Below are 17,149 nucleotides of genomic sequence, written 5' to 3' on the forward strand. Positions count from 1 at the left end.
GCGGGCGCAAGCTCCTTCACCCTAGATTCGACGCCGATCACCACGCGGATGAGCGGATCTCCATCATTTCAACATAAGCTGGGAATTTCCTGACGCCGGGCCTCCTTCCGCCCACGGCGGAACCGGAAGCCGGTCCGGCGCTGTGCCGCCGTGCCCGCCATCCCGGCCCGCAGCGGGGGCGCCTCCCGGCCGGTCAGCACCTGACACAGTACGCTGGACTAAACAATCCCCTGCCGCCCAGAAAGCGAATTCCATGAGCGCCGATAAGTCCACGAGCTGGTCCTACGCAGAAGATCTGCCTGCCGAGGATGAGGTTCTGTTGCACGCGCGCGAACGGTCCTTCGAACTGGGCGTCACCCCGGTCGGCCCGGGCGTCGGGGCCGTCCTGACCGTCTTGGCTGCGTCGTCCAAAGCCCAGACCGCGGTTGAAATCGGCACGGGCGCGGGCGTCTCCGGCGTCTGCATCCTGCGCGGCCTGGGTCCTCACGCCGTACTGACCACCATCGATGTCGACGTCGAGCACCTGAAAGCCGCACGCGAGGCGTTCCAGGAGGCCGGCAGCCCGGCTAACCGCACGCGGACCATTTCCGGCCGTGCCCGCGACGTCCTCCCACGGCTGACGGACGGCGCCTATGACCTGGTGTTCATTGACGCGGACAAACCGAATTACCCGGGCTACGTGGAACAAGCTGTCCGCCTGCTCAAGTCCGGCGGCCTGCTGATCGTCAACGATGCCCTGGACCAGGACCGCGTCGCCAACCCGGCCGCACGCGAGGCCACCACCGTCGTCCTGCGCCAAGTGGGCAGGTCCATCCGCGAAGACGACCGCCTCGCATCGGCCATGCTGCCCACCGGCGACGGCCTGCTGGTAGCCGTTAAAAAGTAACCTTCATGAGGTCCCGGCCCCGGCAGCGCACCGCCTTCACGGGAGGGCAAGCGGGGCCCGAAAGACCAAAGAAGGGCGGGGTCCGCAACCATTCGGTCGCGGACCCCGCCCTTCTGTCCAAGAGTGCCGTGCAGTTACTCGGTAACGCCGACGAGGCATTCCTTCAAGTTGGTGGCTTCCGCAGTGTTCAGCTCGACCACAAGCCGCCCGCCGCCCTCGAGCGGGACGCGCATGATCAAGCTGCGCCCTTCTTTGGTAACTTCCATCGGGCCGTCGCCGGTGCGTGGTTTCATAGCCGCCATAAGGAATATCCCCTCCATTAGTCCAGTGACATACCAGCCCGGCCGGGCTGCGTCCGCTTAGTCAATCAAGCTGCCCGGAGGCCGTGATGAAAGCCATCAGGGCCATAAACTCAGTTTGCTTCTTGTCCTTGCTTACCATCTATTATCGCGTAACAACGCGACTGTAGCTAATCGTTGGACTTTCCGACGCGCCGCGTCCTGATCCCACCGATGCTGCTTCGGCAGCCGCGAAAGGTGCCGCGCGTCACGGCGGATAGTCCCCTCCGCCGGGCAGCGGAGCCCAGGCCCACAACCAGACGATCCAGACGATCTGAAGCAGCAGGAACATCACCACCACCGTGCTGCGGTACGCGCGGGACCGGGAGACGAGTGCCGCGCTGAGGGCCAGCGGGAAGAGCGGGAGCAGCATCCGGAAGGTGCTTGTCTGCGGGTGGAGGAAGAGCAGCAGGTAGCCCATGTAGCAGGCGCACCAGAGCCGCAACTCCGTGCCCAGCGCCCGCACCGGGCGGCACGTCATGAACAAGGTGAACAGTGACACGAAGACAAAGGGCGCCAGCAGTCCCAGCACCGGGCCGAAGAGCAGGACGCCGGTGTCGAACCAGGGTTTGAACGGCACCAGGTCGTGGCCGCGCCAGACGGTTTCCGTTTTGGTGTAGGCCTGGATATCACCGGTTACGGCCCAGGCGATGGCCGGCCACATGAGGGCGCCGATACCGCTGACCGCGGTCAACCCGGCCAAGGACCAGAGCTGGGGGCCGCTGTGCGGCACGGTGCTGGACGTCCCGGTCCCGGACGGCCTGGCGCCCCGGACGCCGAAGCCCTCCGCGACTGACGGTCCGCGGGCCGCCGAGTAGTACTGCCACGCCCGGTGGAGGAACAGCAGCCCCACCATCGCCGCGAAAGGCACGCCCGTGGGCCGGGACAGGCACATCAGCACCACGACGGGCATGGCCAGCAGGTACCGCCGATCCACCACCAGGAGCAGGGCGGCTGCCAGCAGGAGCAGGTTCAGCGACTCGGCGTACGGTACCTGCAGCACGGGAGAGACCGGAAAGGTGGCGACGAACACCGTTGCCCAGAGCGCTGTGCGGTGCGATGCCTTGCGCCGGAACAGGCTGTAGATGGCCAGGGCCGCTCCCAGCCCCGCCACCAGGGCGATGAGCGTCAGCGCGGCCGCCGGCGGCATCCCGGTCAGCCCCGCGACCACCCGGCCCAGCATGGGGAAGAGCGCGTAGAAGGCCCAGGCGTTCTCCTGCACGTTGCCCGCGTCGTCGGTGGGGAGGACCTCCGGGTAGCCGTTCTGCAGGGCTTCCCCGTACCAGCGTGCGTCCCAGATATTGACGAAGGACCAATAGTCCGGTTTGGCGGGGAACCAGGGGTTGACGCCCTGGTGCAGGGCGGCGGCCATGAAGATGCAGGCGCTGACGAACCGCGCGGCGACATAGAGTCCGCCCACCTGGACCCACCAGGGCCAGCGTGCCACCCGGGCGCCGGCTGCTGCGATGACGCTCCATGCTGCCGCGGTCGGGTCCGGCCCGCCGCGCCCGCGGGCAGGGCGTGCCACCGGACCACGGTGTGGCCGCGGCTCCGCCTCAGGCGCCTCCGGACGGGCGTGGTCACCACTCACGGAGCCTGCTCGGGCTTGTGCCGGGGGCGTCCAGTGGCGGTACCCAGCTCCGCGATCTGCCGGTCCTTGGCCGCGAGCTGGTCCCGCAACTCGTCCAGCACCTGGTCCACCTGGTCCATCCGGTAGCCCCGCAGGCCCACGGCGAAACGGAGGCGGTCGACGTCGGACGGTTCTGCCTCGGCCGGCAGCAGCACAGGCGGGAGGTTCGCGACCGGCTGGTCGAAGCCGTCATCGAAGGCGCGGAGTCCGCCGTCGTCCGCCCCGCGGCGGCCACGGAAGACTTTCGAGGGCCGGCCGGCACCGAGGAAAAAGGCGGCGCCAACCAGCGCAATCGCAAGGAAAACCAGGAAGAAGCTCACTCCCCCATCGTGCCAGACGACGGCGGGTCCGGCCGGTGGCGTGTCAGCCCCGCGTGCCGGGGTTTCCGTTGGCGGTCCCATTGGTGGACCCGTTGCCGGTGCTGCTGCCGTTGGGGTTCCGGTGCCGGGCGGCGCCTTCCACCACCAGCTCCACGGCGAGCGCGGGATCGTCCACCACCTGCAGCAGGTCCAGATCCTCCTCGGACATCATGCCCTCGGAGACAAGCGTGTTCTGGATCCATTCCACCATCGGGCTCCAGAACGCCGTCCCGAGCAGGACGATCGGGAAGGAGGTCACCTTCCGGGTCTGGACGAGGACCATCGCTTCGAAGAGCTCATCCAGGGTTCCGAGGCCGCCCGGCAGCACGATGAACCCCTGGGCGTACTTCACGAACATCGTCTTGCGGGCGAAGAAGTACCTGAAGTTGATCCCGAGGTCCACCCACTGGTTCATCCCCTGCTCGAAGGGCAGTTCGATGCCGAGGCCCACTGACACCCCGTTGCCCTGGACTGCGCCCTTGTTGGCGGCCTCCATCGAGCCCGGGCCCCCGCCCGTGATGACGGCGAGGCCGGCTTCGGCGAGCTGCCGCCCCACCTCGACGGCGAGTTCATAGTTCAGGCTGCCGGGCACGGTCCGTGCCGAGCCGAAGACGCTCACCGCCGGGCCCAGGTCGGCCAGCGCGCCAAACCCTTCAACGAACTCGCTCTGGATCCTCAGGACCCGCCACGGATCCGTGTGGACAAACTGGCCCGGCCCCTTGGTGTCCAGCAGCGTCCGGTCAGACATCGTGACTCTGGCCGCCTTGCGCCGCAGCTCAAGGGGCCCCTTGTGCCGGATGCCGGCCGGGGGCGGCGTGTCGTGGGGTTCGCCGGAGGCCTTGCCAGCGGGTTGCCCGGCTGTGGTGGCGGCTGGTTTTCCGGCTGGTTTTCCGGCTGGTTTTCCGGCTGCCGCCGAGGCCGGCTTTCCGGTTGGCGCGGACTGCGGGTCGGTACTCATGCCCACAGGTTAGCGCGGAAATCGGGCGGCGCCCGTCCGGCGCGGCCCGGGCGCCCGGGTGCCGCGGCCAGAACCTCCGGTGGGCACCGCAGGGTACCCGACGCCACATCAGACACTCTGACCTGCAGGTATCTCTTGAATCACGATCTCTAGGAAGTCGGAGTGATTGCGGTCATAAAGCCGCAATGTTCGCTAGATTCTTCTTATGACTACTCAAGTGCCCGGCGACGCGCTCGTCTCCCTGAACGCCGTCAATAAGCATTACGGCCAGTTGCACGTCCTGAAGGACATCAACCTGAATGTCCGCAAGGGCGAGGTTGTTGTCGTCATCGGACCGTCGGGTTCCGGCAAGTCGACACTTTGCCGGGCCATCAACCGCCTGGAAACGATCGACGACGGCGTCATCAAGATCGACGGCAAGGAACTGCCCGAAGAGGGCAAGGAACTCGCCAAACTGCGGGCCGACGTCGGGATGGTCTTCCAGTCATTCAACCTCTTCGCCCACAAGACGATCCTAGAGAACGTCACCCTCGGCCCCATCAAGGTCAAGGGTCTCTCGAAGACCGAAGCCGACAAGGACGCCATGGCGCTGCTGGAACGCGTCGGCGTCGGGCACCAGGCGCCCAAGCTGCCGGCGCAGCTCTCCGGCGGGCAGCAGCAGCGCGTGGCGATTGCCCGTGCCCTGGCCATGAAGCCGAAAGTCATGCTCTTCGATGAGCCCACCTCTGCCCTGGACCCGGAAATGATCAACGAAGTCCTCGACGTCATGATCCAGCTGGCGAAGGAAGGCATGACCATGATCGTGGTCACCCACGAGATGGGCTTCGCCCGCAAGGCCGCTGACCGCGTGATCTTCATGGACGCCGGCCAGATCGTCGAGGATGACACCCCCGAAGAGTTCTTCAACAACCCCAAGAGCAGCCGCGCCAAAGACTTCCTCTCCAAGCTGCTGACCCACTGATCCCTGACGAGTTCCCTCCGAGTTCGCACCCCGGCCGCCGCAAGGCGGCCGTCCAATGAAAGGAATGTCATGAAGGCATTTTTCCGAAGGAAATCCCTTCTGGTTGCCGCGTCCGCGGCGCTGGCGCTCAGCCTGAGCGCCTGCGGCGGCAGCAGCACCACGTCCAACCCGCCTGTGGCAGAGAAGCCGAGCTTCGCGGCCGACACCACCATGGCCAAGCTTTCATCTGCCGGCAAGATCGTCATCGGCACCAAGTTCGATCAGCCGCTGTTCGGCCAGAAGGGCCTCGACGGCAAGCCCGTCGGTTTCGACGTGGAAATCGGCAAGCTGATCGCCGCGAAGCTGGGCATCCCCGCTGACAAGATCGAGTGGGTGGAGACCGTCTCCGCCAACCGCGAGCAGTTCATCAAGCAGGGCAAGGTGGACATGATCGTCGCCACCTACACGATCAACGACAAGCGCAAGACCGAAGTCGACTTTGCCGGACCGTACTACGAGGCCGGCCAGGCGCTGATGGTCAACAAGGACAACACAACCATCACCAAGCCCGAAGACGTCAAGGGCAAAAACGTCTGCTCCGTGACCGGTTCCACCCCGGCCGCCACGATCGTCGAGAAGTACGGAGCAGTCCTCGTCCCGGCCGCCACTTACTCCGCTTGCCTTGAGCCGCTGCGCAACAAGCAGGTCGAAGCGATCACCACGGACAACGTCATCCTGGCCGGATTCGTGTCCAAGGAACCGGACGCCTTCAAGCTGGCCTCGGATCAGACCTTCACCAAGGAGCCCTACGGCATCGGCCTGAAGAAGGACGACACCGCGTTCCGCATGTGGATCAACGACCAGCTGGAAGCCTCCGACAAGGACGGTTCCTACAAGAAGGCCTGGGAAACCACTGCCGGAACGGTCATCAAGACCACTCCCGCACTTCCCACGATCGACCGCTACTAGGCAGGTGTGGCGGTTGCCGGGGCACGCGCCCGACGCGGCCCCGGCAACCGCCATTCCCATCCCCCGCACCACTCCCCTCAAGGCAGCCTAAGGAACCTATGGACGTCATCATTGATAACCTTCCCGCGTATGTGGATGGTTTTCTCAGAACCCTCTTCCTGTCCGTGGTCTCGGGGATCTTCGCACTAATTTTCGGCACCCTGCTCGCGGCAGCCCGCGTCTCGCCCGTCGCCGCCCTGCGCGGCTTCAGCATGACTTACGTGGAGATCGTCCGGAATACCCCGCTGACTATCGCATTCTTCTTCGCCGCCGTGGTCCTGCCCCGGCTTGGGGTGACGTTCCAACAGTTCGAGGTCGCCGCCATCATCGCCCTGAGCGCCTACACCTCGGCGTTCATCGCCGAAGCGGTGCGCTCCGGCGTCAACAGCGTCCCGGTCGGCCAGGCCGAGGCCGCCCGCAGCATCGGCATGAAGTTCAGCCAGGTCCTGACCCTCATCATCCTTCCGCAGGCGCTGCGCACGGTGATTCCGCCCATGATCAACATCCTGATCGCCCTCGTCAAGAACTCCTCGGTGGCCGGCGCCTTCTACGTGATGGAGCTCTTCGGCTACGGCCGCCAGCTCGCCAACGCCAACGGAGACGCCGTGCTGTGGGTCCTCGTCGGCGTCGCCTTCTTCTACCTGCTGATAACCGTCCCGCTTGGCTACATCGCCAACCTGGTTGAACGAAAGGTGGCGATCGCCCGATGAGCTCGGTCCTTTACGACGTCCCCGGCCCTAAGGCCCGCCGAGTCTCCCTGATCGGCTCCATCATCGGCGTCATCGCCATCGCCGGACTGCTCTGGTGGTCCATTTCCATCCTCGCCCAGCAGGGCATTTTCGAACCACAACGCTGGGCTGTCTTCCAGATTCCAGACGTCTGGGTGCTGATCGGCAACGGCATCGGCGCGACCCTCACCGCCGCCGCGGTCGCCGCGGTCATCGCCTTCCCGCTGGGCCTGGTGCTGTGCCTCATGCGCATCTCCGACGTCGCCTGGATCCGCATCCCCACCCGGATCGTGCTGGAATTCCTGCGCGGCATGCCCGTGGTCCTGATGATGTTCTTCGTGCTGCTGGTGTTCGCGACCGGATCCTTCGTCGCCGTCGTCGCCGGCCTGGTGCTGTACAACTCGGCGATCTTCGCCGAGATCATCCGCGCCGGCATCCAGTCCCTGCCCAAGGGCCAGCGTGAAGCAGGCCTCGCGATCGGCCTCACCAGCTTCGCGTCCCGGCGCAGCATCGAACTGCCGCAGGCGATCCGGCGCATGCTGCCCTCCCTCGTGGCGCAGCTTGTGGTCCTCCTGAAGGACACCTCGCTGGGCTACATCGTGTCCTACGAGGAACTGCTCCGCAAAGTGCAGATCATGGCCGACTTCCTGGGCCCGGACTACCTGTTCCCGGTGTTCTTCGTGGCGGCGGCGATCTACATCGCCATCAACTTCTCCGTCTCCCGGCTCGCGATCTGGATTGAGAAGCGCGGATCCAAGAAGGCCGCCGGCGGCGTGGTGCACGTCCCGGTCGCGGGGATCCCCGCCAAGTAGTTTCGCGCGAAGCAGTCCCGGCGCAGACCGCCCCGCACACAAAAAGGTCCGGAATCCCGCAAGGGCTTCCGGACCTTTTTACGTGCTCCGTGGTTACTCCGTGAGCCAGCTCCGCAGCGCCCGCAGGCAATCGCGGATCGCATCGGCGTCGACGTGTTCGTTGTCCTTGTGCGCCAGCAGGGCGTCGCCGGGCCCGAAGTTCACGGCCGGGATGCCCAGCTCGCTGAACCGCGCGACGTCGGTCCAGCCGTATTTCGGCTTCGGCGCGGCACCGACCGCAGCGACGAAGGACGCCGCAGCGGGGTGGGTCAGTCCGGGCCGGGCGCCGGCGGCGCTGTCGGTCCGCACGACGTCGAAGCCTTCCAGCAGTTCCCGCACGTGACGCTCCGCCTCATCCGGGGTCTTGTCCGGGGCGAACCGGTAGTTGATTTCCACGACGCACCGGTCCGGGATGACGTTGCCGGCGGTCCCGCCGTTGACCTTCACGGCGTTGAGGCTTTCCCGGTAGTCCAGGCCGTCCACGCTAATGGTCCGGGGCTCATACGCGGCAAGCCTGGCCAGGATCGGGGCGGCGGCATGAATCGCGTTGCTGCCCATCCAGGCGCGGGCGGAGTGCGCGGCTTCGCCGGTCGTTGTCGCTTCGAAGCGGATCGTGCCGTTGCAGCCGCCCTCCACCGTCCCGTTTGTAGGTTCAAGCAGAATCGCAAAGTCCCCGCCCAGGAGGCCGCCGTGGTTCCGGACGAGCCGGCCGAGTCCGCTCTTGACGGCCTCGACTTCCTCGTGGTCGTAAAAGACGAAGGTGATGTCCTTGTCCGGTTCCGCGCCGCCGTCGAACAGGCCCGCGGCCAGGGCCAGCTGGACCGCGACGCCGCCCTTCATGTCGGTGGCACCGCGGCCGTACAGTATCCCCTCGCCGGGGGCCCCCGACGGCCAGTAGGACGGGACGGTCCCCAGGGAGCCCTCGGTGGTGGGCAGCGGCACCGTGTCCAGGTGCCCGGCGAGGATGACACGCTCGGCGCGGCCAAGGTTGGTGCGGGCAATGATCGAGTCGCCGTCGCGGACCACTTCCAGCTGCGGAACGGAGCGGAGGGCATGCTCCACGGCGTCGGCCAACCGGCGCTCCTCCCCCGACACACTGAAAATGTCGATGATGTCCGCGGTCAGCAGGGCAACGTCCTGGTGCAGGTCCAGGCGGGCGGGGGCAGTATGCTCAGTCACCGTTCCACTGTATATGCCTGCCGGCTTGCCCCAGCGGACCGACGGCTGCGGCCATTTGCGACGGCACAGCGGCCCCCGCTGCCGGCCGGTTGGGCCGTCACCGGTTTCGGGGAGCGCGTGCGCCGTCGATAGACTTGTGGCATGACTGAAACCGCTACTTCCGCAGTGCCCGCAGACCCCCGCTCCGCCTACGGCTACGGCGTCGCAACCATCGCCACCGGCAACGGTGACGCCACGGTGCTGGACGTCTGGTTCCCGGCACCGGCCCTCGGAACAGCGGCGGAGAACCTCCGCGACGTGGCAAACGCGGACCCGGCCCTGCTGGACATCGCCGCAACCGGAGCCGACGCCGACCGGGGCACCGAGCAGAAGGTCGTGTTCGCCCAGATCCACCTCGACGAAGCCCCCGCCGACACTGCCGACGCCTACCTGCGCCTGCACCTGCTCTCGCACCGCCTGGTGCAGCCCAACAGCATCAACCTGGACGGCATCTTCGGCAAACTCCCCAACGTCGTGTGGACCAACTTCGGTCCCGCCGCCGTCGAGGGCTTTGAACTGACCCGCGCCCTGCTGCGCAAGCGCGGCGCCGTCACCGTCTACGGTGTGGACAAGTTCCCCCGCATGGTCGACTACGTCATCCCCTCCGGCGTCCGCATTGCCGACGCCGACCGGGTCCGCCTCGGCGCGCACCTCGCCGAGGGCACCACGGTTATGCACGAAGGCTTCGTCAACTTCAACGCGGGCACCCTGGGCACGTCCATGGTGGAAGGCCGCATCTCCGCCGGCGTCGTCGCCGGTGACGGGTCCGACGTCGGCGGCGGCGCCTCCATCATGGGGACCCTGTCCGGCGGCGGCAAGGAAAAGATTTCCCTCGGCGAGCGGGTGCTGCTGGGCGCCAACTCCGGCGTGGGCATCAGCATCGGCGACGATTCCGTCGTCGAAGCCGGCCTCTACGTCACGGCCGGCACGCGCGTCCGCGTGGTCGGCGCCAAGGACGCCGACGGCGAGGACACCAGCCAGATCGTCAAGGCCGTGGAGCTCTCCGGTGTCCCGAACCTGCTGTTCCGCCGCAACTCCTCCACCGGTGAAGTCGAGGTCCTCCCGCGCAAGGGCCAGACCGTCGAACTCAACGAGGCCCTGCACGCCAACTAAGGTTGGGTGCGGGAAATCAACCGTCATCAGCATGGACCGGCCCGGACGGGCCTGAGGGAGTAGTCACGTGGCACGCAAAGGCAGCTTGCGCCGTCGAATTGTGCTGCTGCTGACCCTGGCAATGGTCGCGGGCGGGGTTTACACGGCGGTTTCGTTCGTGCAGCGGTCGGAAGTCCTCATCACCGAACGCTGCACGGCCGTCGGCGGCGGCAGCGCCGAACTCGCAACGGACCAGGCCGCCAACGCCGGCCTCATTACCGCCGTCGCCGTCCGCCGGGGGCTCCCCGCACGGGCCGCCAGCATCGCACTCGCCACGGCCATGCAGGAGTCCAAAATCCGGAACATCAGCCATGGCGACCAGGCAGGCCCGGACTCCCGCGGCCTCTTCCAGCAGCGGCCCTCGCAGGGCTGGGGCACTGCGGAACAGGTGATGGACCCGTATCACGCAAGCAACGCCTTCTACGACGCCCTCGCGAAGGTCCCCGACTACCAGGCGCTGAACATAACCGACGCCGCGCAGCGGGTCCAGCGCTCCGCGTACCCGGACGCCTACGCCCAACACGAGGTCATGGCCCGCGCCTTCGCCTCGTCGTTGAGCGGGCAGACCGCCGCGGGCCTGGACTGCTCGCTGCGCGCCCCCGACGAGGCCGGCGACCCGGCTGCCGTGCAGGAGCGGCTGACAGCCGCCTTCGGCGACGTTCCGGCCTCCACGGATGGCAGCACACTCGTCCTGGACGCCGAGGGAACGCGGGCCTGGGCCTTGGCTCAGTGGGCCGTTGCCAACGCCAAGGCACTGTCCATCACGGAAGTACAGGCCGAAGGCCGCGGCTGGTCCCGGCAGGACCGCGACGGCTGGCAGCCCTCCGACGTGCCGGCCGGACAGGTCCGGGTCACCGTCGCCGAGGCACCGACCCCATAGACGCTTTTCCCTGCCCCCGGCGGGACACAGGAGCCTGACGTGCTCCGAGGGGCGCCTGCGCCGGACTCAGCGCCCGCGGCCGGACTCAGACCAGCAGGTCCACCACGGGCTGCACATAGCTGCGGAACAACTCCGGCTGGGACATCAGGTCGGAGCTCATGATGATTTTGTCGGGCTCCAGGTACCAGGCCCTCGGCTCGGCCAGGGGCAGTTCGATGATGGTCAACGTGAAGTCATTGGCGGCCCGGCCCACCTCAAGCAGCCGGTCATCCACCATGTCCTGCAGCAGTTGAACGCCGCCCGCGGCTTCGCGTTCGGCTTCCAGGGACAGGTACTCGCCGCGGCGCTCCCGGGCCCACGACAGGGCAGCCCCAAAATGCGCCTGCAGCACGCGCCGGAGCGCGGGGGAATTGCTGAAGCTGCGGAAGCCGGGCGGACCCAGTTCCGGGGACATCTCGGGATGCGCCTTCAGGAGCTGCTCCCACCAGGCTTCCCATTCGGTTTTGAGGGCACCGAGTCCGCCTACCTCGGCAACGAGGTGCGTGTGGTCCGCAGGCCGGATCTTCGGTGCCGCCTGGCAGAGTGCCGGGTGCCCAGCGCTGTCCAGTCCGGCAGCGTCACGAACGTACAGTGCAATGAGCATGGGACCCGAAGTGTCCATGGTGATCCGCCAGCCCGGCCCGCCTGTGTGGTGCATCCAATTGCCTCCCTTGGCAAGACGTACGTTCCCAGTCTATTCCTGAAGTTAACGCACGTTAATGGCTGCCAGCGTAGCTGCCCAGGCCCGCGAGATGGGACTCCAACACATCGTTGCACATCTGCGCGGTCATCCATTCGGGCTGCAGCAGGGCGTGCATGGTGAGCCCGTCCAGGGTGGCCAGCAGGCGCTCGGCCTCGGTGACCAGCCGCTGCTGGTCCATGGTCACGTCGGTGCCGCGGGCTGACGACAGCTCCATCACCAGCCGCCCGACGATTGCGGCTACGGCGCGGTGGCTCCGGTCGGCTTCCGCGGCCAGGAACGGCTTGGTCCTTGCGGCATTCTTGAACGCCATCCAGACGCAGGCGTCCACCGCGCGTTCCTCGTCCAGGGGAAGAAACTCGCCCAGCAGGGTTAATACGCCTTGGCGGTGTTCCGGGGTGCCGGGCTGCGCCTCCGCAAGGCGGTCATCCGCTGCTGCCAGCCGGTCCACGATCCGGTCCACGACCACCCCGAAGGAATGGGCCAGGAGTTCGTCGCTGCTGGCGAAGTAGTGGCGGACCGATCCAACGGCCAGTTCCGCCTCGTCCGCGACCTCGCGGAGCGAAGCCCTTTCGAGTCCGTCCGCTGCGACGATCCGGAAGACCGCTTCGACCACTTCCTGGCGCCGCAATGCGGCGTCGACAAATTTGGGCATTAGTCTTTTTTAGCACGGATGTGCCCGAACGACGTGGGGCCACACCGGCTGGCAGGGCTCCCACCTGCGGCGATAGTCACAATCGTCCGTCCTGAAACGGTCCCGGACACAACGACGCCGGCCGCGCACCCTTGGAAAGGTGAGCGGCCGGCGTCGTAGTGCTGGGGTCTTTTGCGGACTACCGGGCTACACGGAGGGGTAGTTGCGCTCCGGCTCGCCGATGTAGAGCTGCCGCGGGCGGCCGATCTTGGTATTGGGGTCGCTGATCATTTCACGCCACTGTGCGATCCAGCCCGGAAGCCGGCCGATCGCGAAGAGCACGGTGAACATCTTCTCCGGGAAGCCCATGGCCTTGTAGATCAGGCCGGTGTAAAAGTCCACGTTCGGGTAGAGCTTGCGCTGGATGAAGTAGTCATCATTCAGGGCCTTCTCTTCGAGGCGCAGGGCGATGTCCAGGAGTTCGTCGTTGCCGCCGAGCTTGGTGAGGATCTCGTGAGCCGTGGCCTTGACGATCTTGGCGCGCGGGTCGTAGTTCTTGTAGACGCGGTGCCCGAAGCCCATGAGGCGGACGCCGTCCTCCTTGTTCTTGACCTTCTCCATGTAGTCCTCGGGCTTGGTGCCGTCGGCCTGGATCTGGCGCAGCATCTTCAGCACGGCCTCGTTGGCGCCGCCGTGGGCGGGGCCGAAGAGTGCGTTGATGCCGGCGGACACGGAGGCGAAGAGGTTGGCGTTGGAGGAACCGACCAGCCGGACCGTGGAGGTCGAGCAGTTCTGCTCGTGGTCGGCGTGCAGGATGAGCAGCAGATCAAGCGCCTTGGCAACCACCGGGTCCACCTCGTACTGCTCGGCCGGAAGGCCGAAGCTCAGGCGCAGGAAGTTCTCCACGAGGTTGTGGGAGTTGTCCGGGTAGAGCATGGGCTGGCCGATGCTCTTCTTCAGGGCGTAGGCGGCAATGACGGGCATCTTGGCCAGCAGCCGGTAGGTCGAGACCTCAACCTGCTCGGCGTTGAAGGGATCCAGCGAGTCCTGGTAGAACGTGGAGAGCGCGGATACTGCCGAGGACAGGACAGGCATCGGGTGGGCGTCACGCGGGAAGCCGCTGAAGAAGCCCTTGAGCTCTTCGTGCAGCAGTGTGTGGTGGCGGATCCGCTGGTCAAAGGCTTCCAGCTCGGTGGGGGTCGGCAGGTTGCCGTAGATCAGCAGGTAGGAAACTTCCAGGAAGCTCGAGTGCTGGGCGAGCTGCTCGATCGGGTAGCCGCGGTACCGCAGGACACCGGCGTCGCCGTCGATGTACGTGATGGCGGAAGTGGTCGCCGCCGTGTTCATAAAACCGGGGTCAAAGGCGACGGCACCGGTCTGCTTCAGCAGCTTGGAAACGTCGTAGCCTTCGTTTCCTTCTACAACCTGGATGCGCGGGAGTTCGAGCTCGCCGCCGGCATGGCGCAGGGTTGCGCTGGTGGTCTCAGTCATGGAGTCTCCTCTGAGGCGTCGGGGCCTCTGTAGAAAGCTGGTCCAACTTCTGGTGAAGCCGCCCACGGAACCTGTTTAGACACGGATTCCAACGGCCGCGCTGCCTTCTTGTGGAAAGCCACCATTGATAGTCAGTTAAAAACTACCGTCAGATTCCGGGTGGTACTAATCCGAGGCGCTCCGGAACCACCCAAAACGCGCCCGTTGTGGCACGCGTCACAGCATTGTTACGGCCCTGTGGCCAGGCGGGCGGCGGCGGCGTCTATCCGCTCGTCACTGGCCGTCAGCGCGACCCGGATGAATCCATTGCCGGCGTCGCCGTAGAACACCCCCGGACCGACGACGATCCCGCGGTCCGCGAGCCGGCCCACCGTGTCCCAGGTGGCTTCACCCGCAGTGGCCCAGAGGTAGAGTCCGGCCCGGGATTCGTGGATGGTCAGGCCAAAACGCTCCAGCGCCGGCACAATCCGTTCCCGGCGGCCGCGGTAGAGGTCCTTCTGCGCTTGGACGTGGGCGTCGTCGCCGAGGGCAACCCGCATCGCTTCCTGGACCGGGTAGGGGACAATCATGCCCGCATGTTTGCGGCTGTTGACGAGGTTCGCCATGATGGCCGGGTCGCCGGCCACGAAGGCGGCGCGGTAGCCGGCCAGATTGGACTGCTTGCTCAGCGAGTACACAGCCAGGAGGCCCTCATGGGAGCCCTCGGCAACCAGGGGGTCCAGGATGCTGGGCACCGGACTGCCGCCACGCTGGACGTCCCATTCGCCCCAGCCCAGTTCGGCGTAGCACTCGTCCGAGGCCACTACGGCACCGAGTTCCCGGGCCTGCCGGACGATCCTGCGAAGGGATTCGGCGTCGCGGACGCTGCCGGTCGGGTTGGCCGGCGAGTTGACCCAGACCAGGCGCACCCGGGCGCGGGTGGCGGCGTCGAGCTCGTCGAGGTCGTCAGCGGCGATGTGTTCCGCACCGGCGAACGTGGCGCCGATGTCGTAGGTGGGGTATGCGACCGTGGGGCGGACAACGACGTCGCCGGCTTTGAGGCCCAGCAGGAACGGGAGCCAGGCCACCAGTTCCTTGGAGCCCACCGTGGGCATGATGTCCTGCGGATCCAGCCCGGGAACGCCGCGGCGGCGCTCAAACCACGCCGCGATGGCCTCCCGCAGCCCGGCCGTGCCGTGGACTGTGGGGTACCCGGGGGCATTGGCTGCTGCGCGCAGGGCCGCCTGCACCACTTCGGGGGTGCCGTCCACCGGCGTTCCGATGGACAGGTTTGCTACTCCCCCGGGGTGTTCGGCCGCCCTGGCGAGGTACGGCGCCAGGGCTTCCCACGGGTAATCGGGCAGGCTGAGGCCGAAGCTGCGCAGCGCAGATGTCACGGGCGACCCGCCTTAGCTCTCTTGGTTCTGCGGCGGGAGGGCCGCGATCATCGGGTGGTCCGTGTGGGTGTTGCCCACCTTCGCCGCCCCGCCCGGGGAGCCCAGGACATCGAAGAATTCAACGTTGGCCTTGTAGTAGTCAGCCCACTCCTCGGGGGTGTCATCCTCGTAGTAGATGGCTTCGACGGGGCAGACCGGCTCACAGGCACCGCAGTCCACGCACTCGTCCGGGTGGATGTACAGGGAACGCTCACCCTCATAGATGCAATCGACGGGGCACTCTTCAATACATGCCTTGTCCTTGACATCTACACACGGCTGCGCGATTACGTACGTCACGTCCCTGGCCTCTCCACGTTGGTTCCGGCGACGGCCGGAAACTGCTCCCGGCCTGAGCGCCGGCTGCTGACTTCTGAGCCTATTATCTCCCAGCCGGTTCCCGCGAACCTAGCCGGGCGTCACACGGGTCCGCACTATTGAATCCGGCCCGCCTAGTATGAACGGGTGAGTTCCTCGATGCCGCCGCCCCAAGCGTTCCTGGCTGCCGCCGACCTCGGGACCCGGGTGGTGGTCCGGTACCGAATCGAGGGCGGGCTGACCGACGCACTCGGCGAGCTGGCGGCCCGCACCGACAGTGCGTGCACCGTGCGGACCAGGACGTCCGAGGTGGTCATTCCCCTGGCGCTGGTGGTGGCCGCCAAGGCTGTGCCGCCGCCCCCGCCGCGCCGGGCTCCGCGGGCGCAGCCCGGCGGCGGACATGCCCTCCCCTGAGCGTGACCAATGGTCATATCGGCTACAAGTCCATCCGCCGCCGCAACCACGGGACATGCCCAGTGGTCGCAACGGCGAACTATGGACATGCCCTCCCCTGAGCAGCCCGTCCCGCCCCCTCAATGGGGCATGCCCTCCCCTACCTTGACCAATGGACATATTGGCTTCATGTCCATTTGCTGCGCAAAGCGCGGGACATGCCCAGTGTTCGCGACGGCGGACGGGTGGGCATGTCCAGTGTTCGCGACGGCGGACGGGTGGGCATGTCCAGTGTTCGCGACGGCGGACGGGTGGGCATGTCCAGCAGGGGCGGGGAAGACTGGACATCGCCCTCGACAAACCTTCAATTCCGGAGGGCATGTCCAATGCTAGGCAGCGGCGGGAAGGCTGTTCAGTGCGTCGCGGACCATGGCGATGAACTCTTCGGGCCGGTTCAGGAGTAGCGCGTAGCTGACCACCAGCGTCGGGATGCCGAGCCGGGTTGTGACGTTCCACCGACGCCGGTCCTCCTCGAAGCTTGTCCGGTCCATATGGAAGCTCGCCCCGTCGGTCTCAATGCCCAGCCGGCCGTCGACCATGAGATCAAGATGGCCCATCCCGGGGATGTTGACCTGGGATTCCACATGGAACCCAGCCCTCCGCAGCCAGTACCGGGCTATGCACTCAATAATGGACTGCGATTGCGTGACTATGCTGTCCACCATCCGGCGCTCCCTCGCATCATTGCGACCTGCCAGCCTCTGACGCAGAGCCGCGAGCGGCATGCCTTTCAGCACCACTGCGGATTCGGCAATGACGAGGCCATCGAGGTCGGGAAGGCATCGCAGGCTTTGCACCACGGTGTCCAGAAGGGTCGGCGGCGCCGCGGAACGATGGCAAACGAATCCCGGATAGCGCCGGCTGTGGGTAACCGCAATATGAGGTTGCGGGGGCGGCTCGAGCACCCAGAGACCTTGGAACTGCGCCGCTGTGGCGCAGGCAGGTTCCGCCGGCAGCGAGCGGATCGCGATGAGCCCGGGGTCGGCGTCGGGCACTGCGTAAACGCCGCGTGCCACGCGGGAGACTGCACCGCGAGCCAGCGCGGATTTGAGTTGGAAGTCTGAGACGCCGGCGGCAGCAAGGTGTTTGGCGCGGGCGACGCCGTCGTAGGTTGAAAGCACTGAGTTGATATTGACCATGCGGACATCGTG

The 17,149-nt window shown here is 66.6% G+C and carries 19 protein-coding genes; 8 read left to right on the forward strand and 11 right to left on the reverse strand.

What is annotated here, in order from left to right; genetic code table 11:
- The first annotated feature begins 253 nt into the window (after window positions 1-253).
- Window positions 254-886, forward strand: coding sequence for an O-methyltransferase (locus AC6EUH_RS00825; protein ID WP_056425630.1), 633 nt, complete (start codon window positions 254-256; stop codon window positions 884-886).
- Window positions 887-1,020: 134 nt separating this feature from the next.
- Here AC6EUH_RS00825 and AC6EUH_RS00830 read toward each other — a convergent pair whose 3' ends face one another.
- From AC6EUH_RS00830 to AC6EUH_RS00845, 4 genes are all read right to left on the reverse strand, one after another.
- Window positions 1,021-1,188, reverse strand: coding sequence for a DUF3117 domain-containing protein (locus AC6EUH_RS00830; RefSeq protein WP_082492535.1), 168 nt, complete (start codon window positions 1,186-1,188; stop codon window positions 1,021-1,023).
- Window positions 1,189-1,432: 244 nt separating this feature from the next.
- Complete coding sequence (locus AC6EUH_RS00835) at window positions 1,433-2,752, reverse strand: putative hexosyltransferase (RefSeq protein WP_056425627.1); 1,320 nt, start codon at window positions 2,750-2,752, stop codon at window positions 1,433-1,435.
- A gap of 59 nt (window positions 2,753-2,811) precedes the next feature.
- Window positions 2,812-3,174 (reverse strand): DivIVA domain-containing protein, encoded by a 363-nt coding sequence (locus AC6EUH_RS00840; protein ID WP_056425624.1) that lies wholly within the window; start codon window positions 3,172-3,174, stop codon window positions 2,812-2,814.
- A gap of 43 nt (window positions 3,175-3,217) precedes the next feature.
- Complete coding sequence (locus tag AC6EUH_RS00845) at window positions 3,218-3,961, reverse strand: LOG family protein (RefSeq protein WP_499737792.1); 744 nt, start codon at window positions 3,959-3,961, stop codon at window positions 3,218-3,220.
- Between the two features lie 415 nt (window positions 3,962-4,376).
- Here AC6EUH_RS00845 and AC6EUH_RS00850 point away from each other — a divergent pair, with 415 nt between their 5' ends.
- The 4 genes from AC6EUH_RS00850 to AC6EUH_RS00865 all read left to right on the forward strand — a co-directional run bounded on the left by AC6EUH_RS00850 (window position 4,377) and on the right by AC6EUH_RS00865 (window position 7,659).
- Window positions 4,377-5,132, forward strand: a complete 756-nt coding sequence (locus AC6EUH_RS00850) for an amino acid ABC transporter ATP-binding protein (RefSeq protein WP_056425621.1) — start codon at window positions 4,377-4,379, stop codon at window positions 5,130-5,132.
- Between the two features lie 69 nt (window positions 5,133-5,201).
- Window positions 5,202-6,080, forward strand: a complete 879-nt coding sequence (locus AC6EUH_RS00855) for a glutamate ABC transporter substrate-binding protein (RefSeq protein ID WP_056425617.1) — start codon at window positions 5,202-5,204, stop codon at window positions 6,078-6,080.
- 98 nt (window positions 6,081-6,178) lie between these two features.
- Window positions 6,179-6,829 carry an amino acid ABC transporter permease gene (locus AC6EUH_RS00860; RefSeq protein WP_056425615.1) on the forward strand — a complete coding sequence of 217 codons (651 nt, stop codon included), beginning with the start codon at window positions 6,179-6,181 and terminating at the stop codon, window positions 6,827-6,829.
- A complete protein-coding gene (locus AC6EUH_RS00865) occupies window positions 6,826-7,659 on the forward strand; it encodes an amino acid ABC transporter permease (protein WP_056425613.1) in 834 nt (277 codons plus the stop codon). Before AC6EUH_RS00860 ends, AC6EUH_RS00865 begins: the two co-directional genes overlap by 4 nt.
- A gap of 93 nt (window positions 7,660-7,752) precedes the next feature.
- On the opposite strand, the gene dapE is transcribed toward AC6EUH_RS00865, so the two are convergent.
- Window positions 7,753-8,877, reverse strand: a complete 1,125-nt coding sequence (gene dapE, locus AC6EUH_RS00870) for a succinyl-diaminopimelate desuccinylase (protein WP_499737546.1) — start codon at window positions 8,875-8,877, stop codon at window positions 7,753-7,755.
- 141 nt (window positions 8,878-9,018) lie between these two features.
- Between dapE and dapD the strand changes: the two genes are divergently transcribed.
- Window positions 9,019-10,029: a 2,3,4,5-tetrahydropyridine-2,6-dicarboxylate N-succinyltransferase gene (gene dapD / locus AC6EUH_RS00875; RefSeq protein WP_056425608.1), complete on the forward strand. Its 1,011-nt coding sequence runs from the start codon at window positions 9,019-9,021 to the stop codon at window positions 10,027-10,029.
- 67 nt (window positions 10,030-10,096) lie between these two features.
- Window positions 10,097-10,948, forward strand: coding sequence for a hypothetical protein (locus AC6EUH_RS00880; protein ID WP_499737547.1), 852 nt, complete (start codon window positions 10,097-10,099; stop codon window positions 10,946-10,948).
- 85 nt (window positions 10,949-11,033) lie between these two features.
- On the opposite strand, the gene AC6EUH_RS00885 is transcribed toward AC6EUH_RS00880, so the two are convergent.
- From AC6EUH_RS00885 to fdxA, 5 genes are all read right to left on the reverse strand, one after another.
- Window positions 11,034-11,645, reverse strand: a complete 612-nt coding sequence (locus AC6EUH_RS00885; protein ID WP_056425605.1) for a hypothetical protein — start codon at window positions 11,643-11,645, stop codon at window positions 11,034-11,036.
- Window positions 11,646-11,703: 58 nt separating this feature from the next.
- Window positions 11,704-12,342: a TetR/AcrR family transcriptional regulator gene (locus AC6EUH_RS00890; RefSeq protein WP_056425604.1), complete on the reverse strand. Its 639-nt coding sequence runs from the start codon at window positions 12,340-12,342 to the stop codon at window positions 11,704-11,706.
- A 186-nt stretch (window positions 12,343-12,528) separates the two neighbouring features.
- Window positions 12,529-13,812 carry a citrate synthase gene (locus AC6EUH_RS00895; RefSeq protein ID WP_056425602.1) on the reverse strand — a complete coding sequence of 428 codons (1,284 nt, stop codon included), beginning with the start codon at window positions 13,810-13,812 and terminating at the stop codon, window positions 12,529-12,531.
- Between the two features lie 227 nt (window positions 13,813-14,039).
- Window positions 14,040-15,188: a succinyldiaminopimelate transaminase gene (dapC, locus tag AC6EUH_RS00900; protein ID WP_499737548.1), complete on the reverse strand. Its 1,149-nt coding sequence runs from the start codon at window positions 15,186-15,188 to the stop codon at window positions 14,040-14,042.
- A gap of 12 nt (window positions 15,189-15,200) precedes the next feature.
- Window positions 15,201-15,527: a ferredoxin gene (fdxA, locus tag AC6EUH_RS00905; protein ID WP_056425597.1), complete on the reverse strand. Its 327-nt coding sequence runs from the start codon at window positions 15,525-15,527 to the stop codon at window positions 15,201-15,203.
- A 165-nt stretch (window positions 15,528-15,692) separates the two neighbouring features.
- Here fdxA and AC6EUH_RS00910 point away from each other — a divergent pair, with 165 nt between their 5' ends.
- On the forward strand, window positions 15,693-15,959 hold the full coding sequence (locus AC6EUH_RS00910; RefSeq protein WP_235500084.1) for a putative acetyltransferase: 267 nt from the start codon (window positions 15,693-15,695) through the stop codon (window positions 15,957-15,959).
- Window positions 15,960-16,327: 368 nt separating this feature from the next.
- Here AC6EUH_RS00910 and AC6EUH_RS00915 read toward each other — a convergent pair whose 3' ends face one another.
- Window positions 16,328-17,137 (reverse strand): type IV toxin-antitoxin system AbiEi family antitoxin domain-containing protein, encoded by an 810-nt coding sequence (locus AC6EUH_RS00915; RefSeq protein WP_056425591.1) that lies wholly within the window; start codon window positions 17,135-17,137, stop codon window positions 16,328-16,330.
- Between the last annotated feature and the right edge of the window lie 12 nt (window positions 17,138-17,149).

The sequence above is a fragment of the Arthrobacter sp. 001422645 genome (assembly GCF_059816125.1).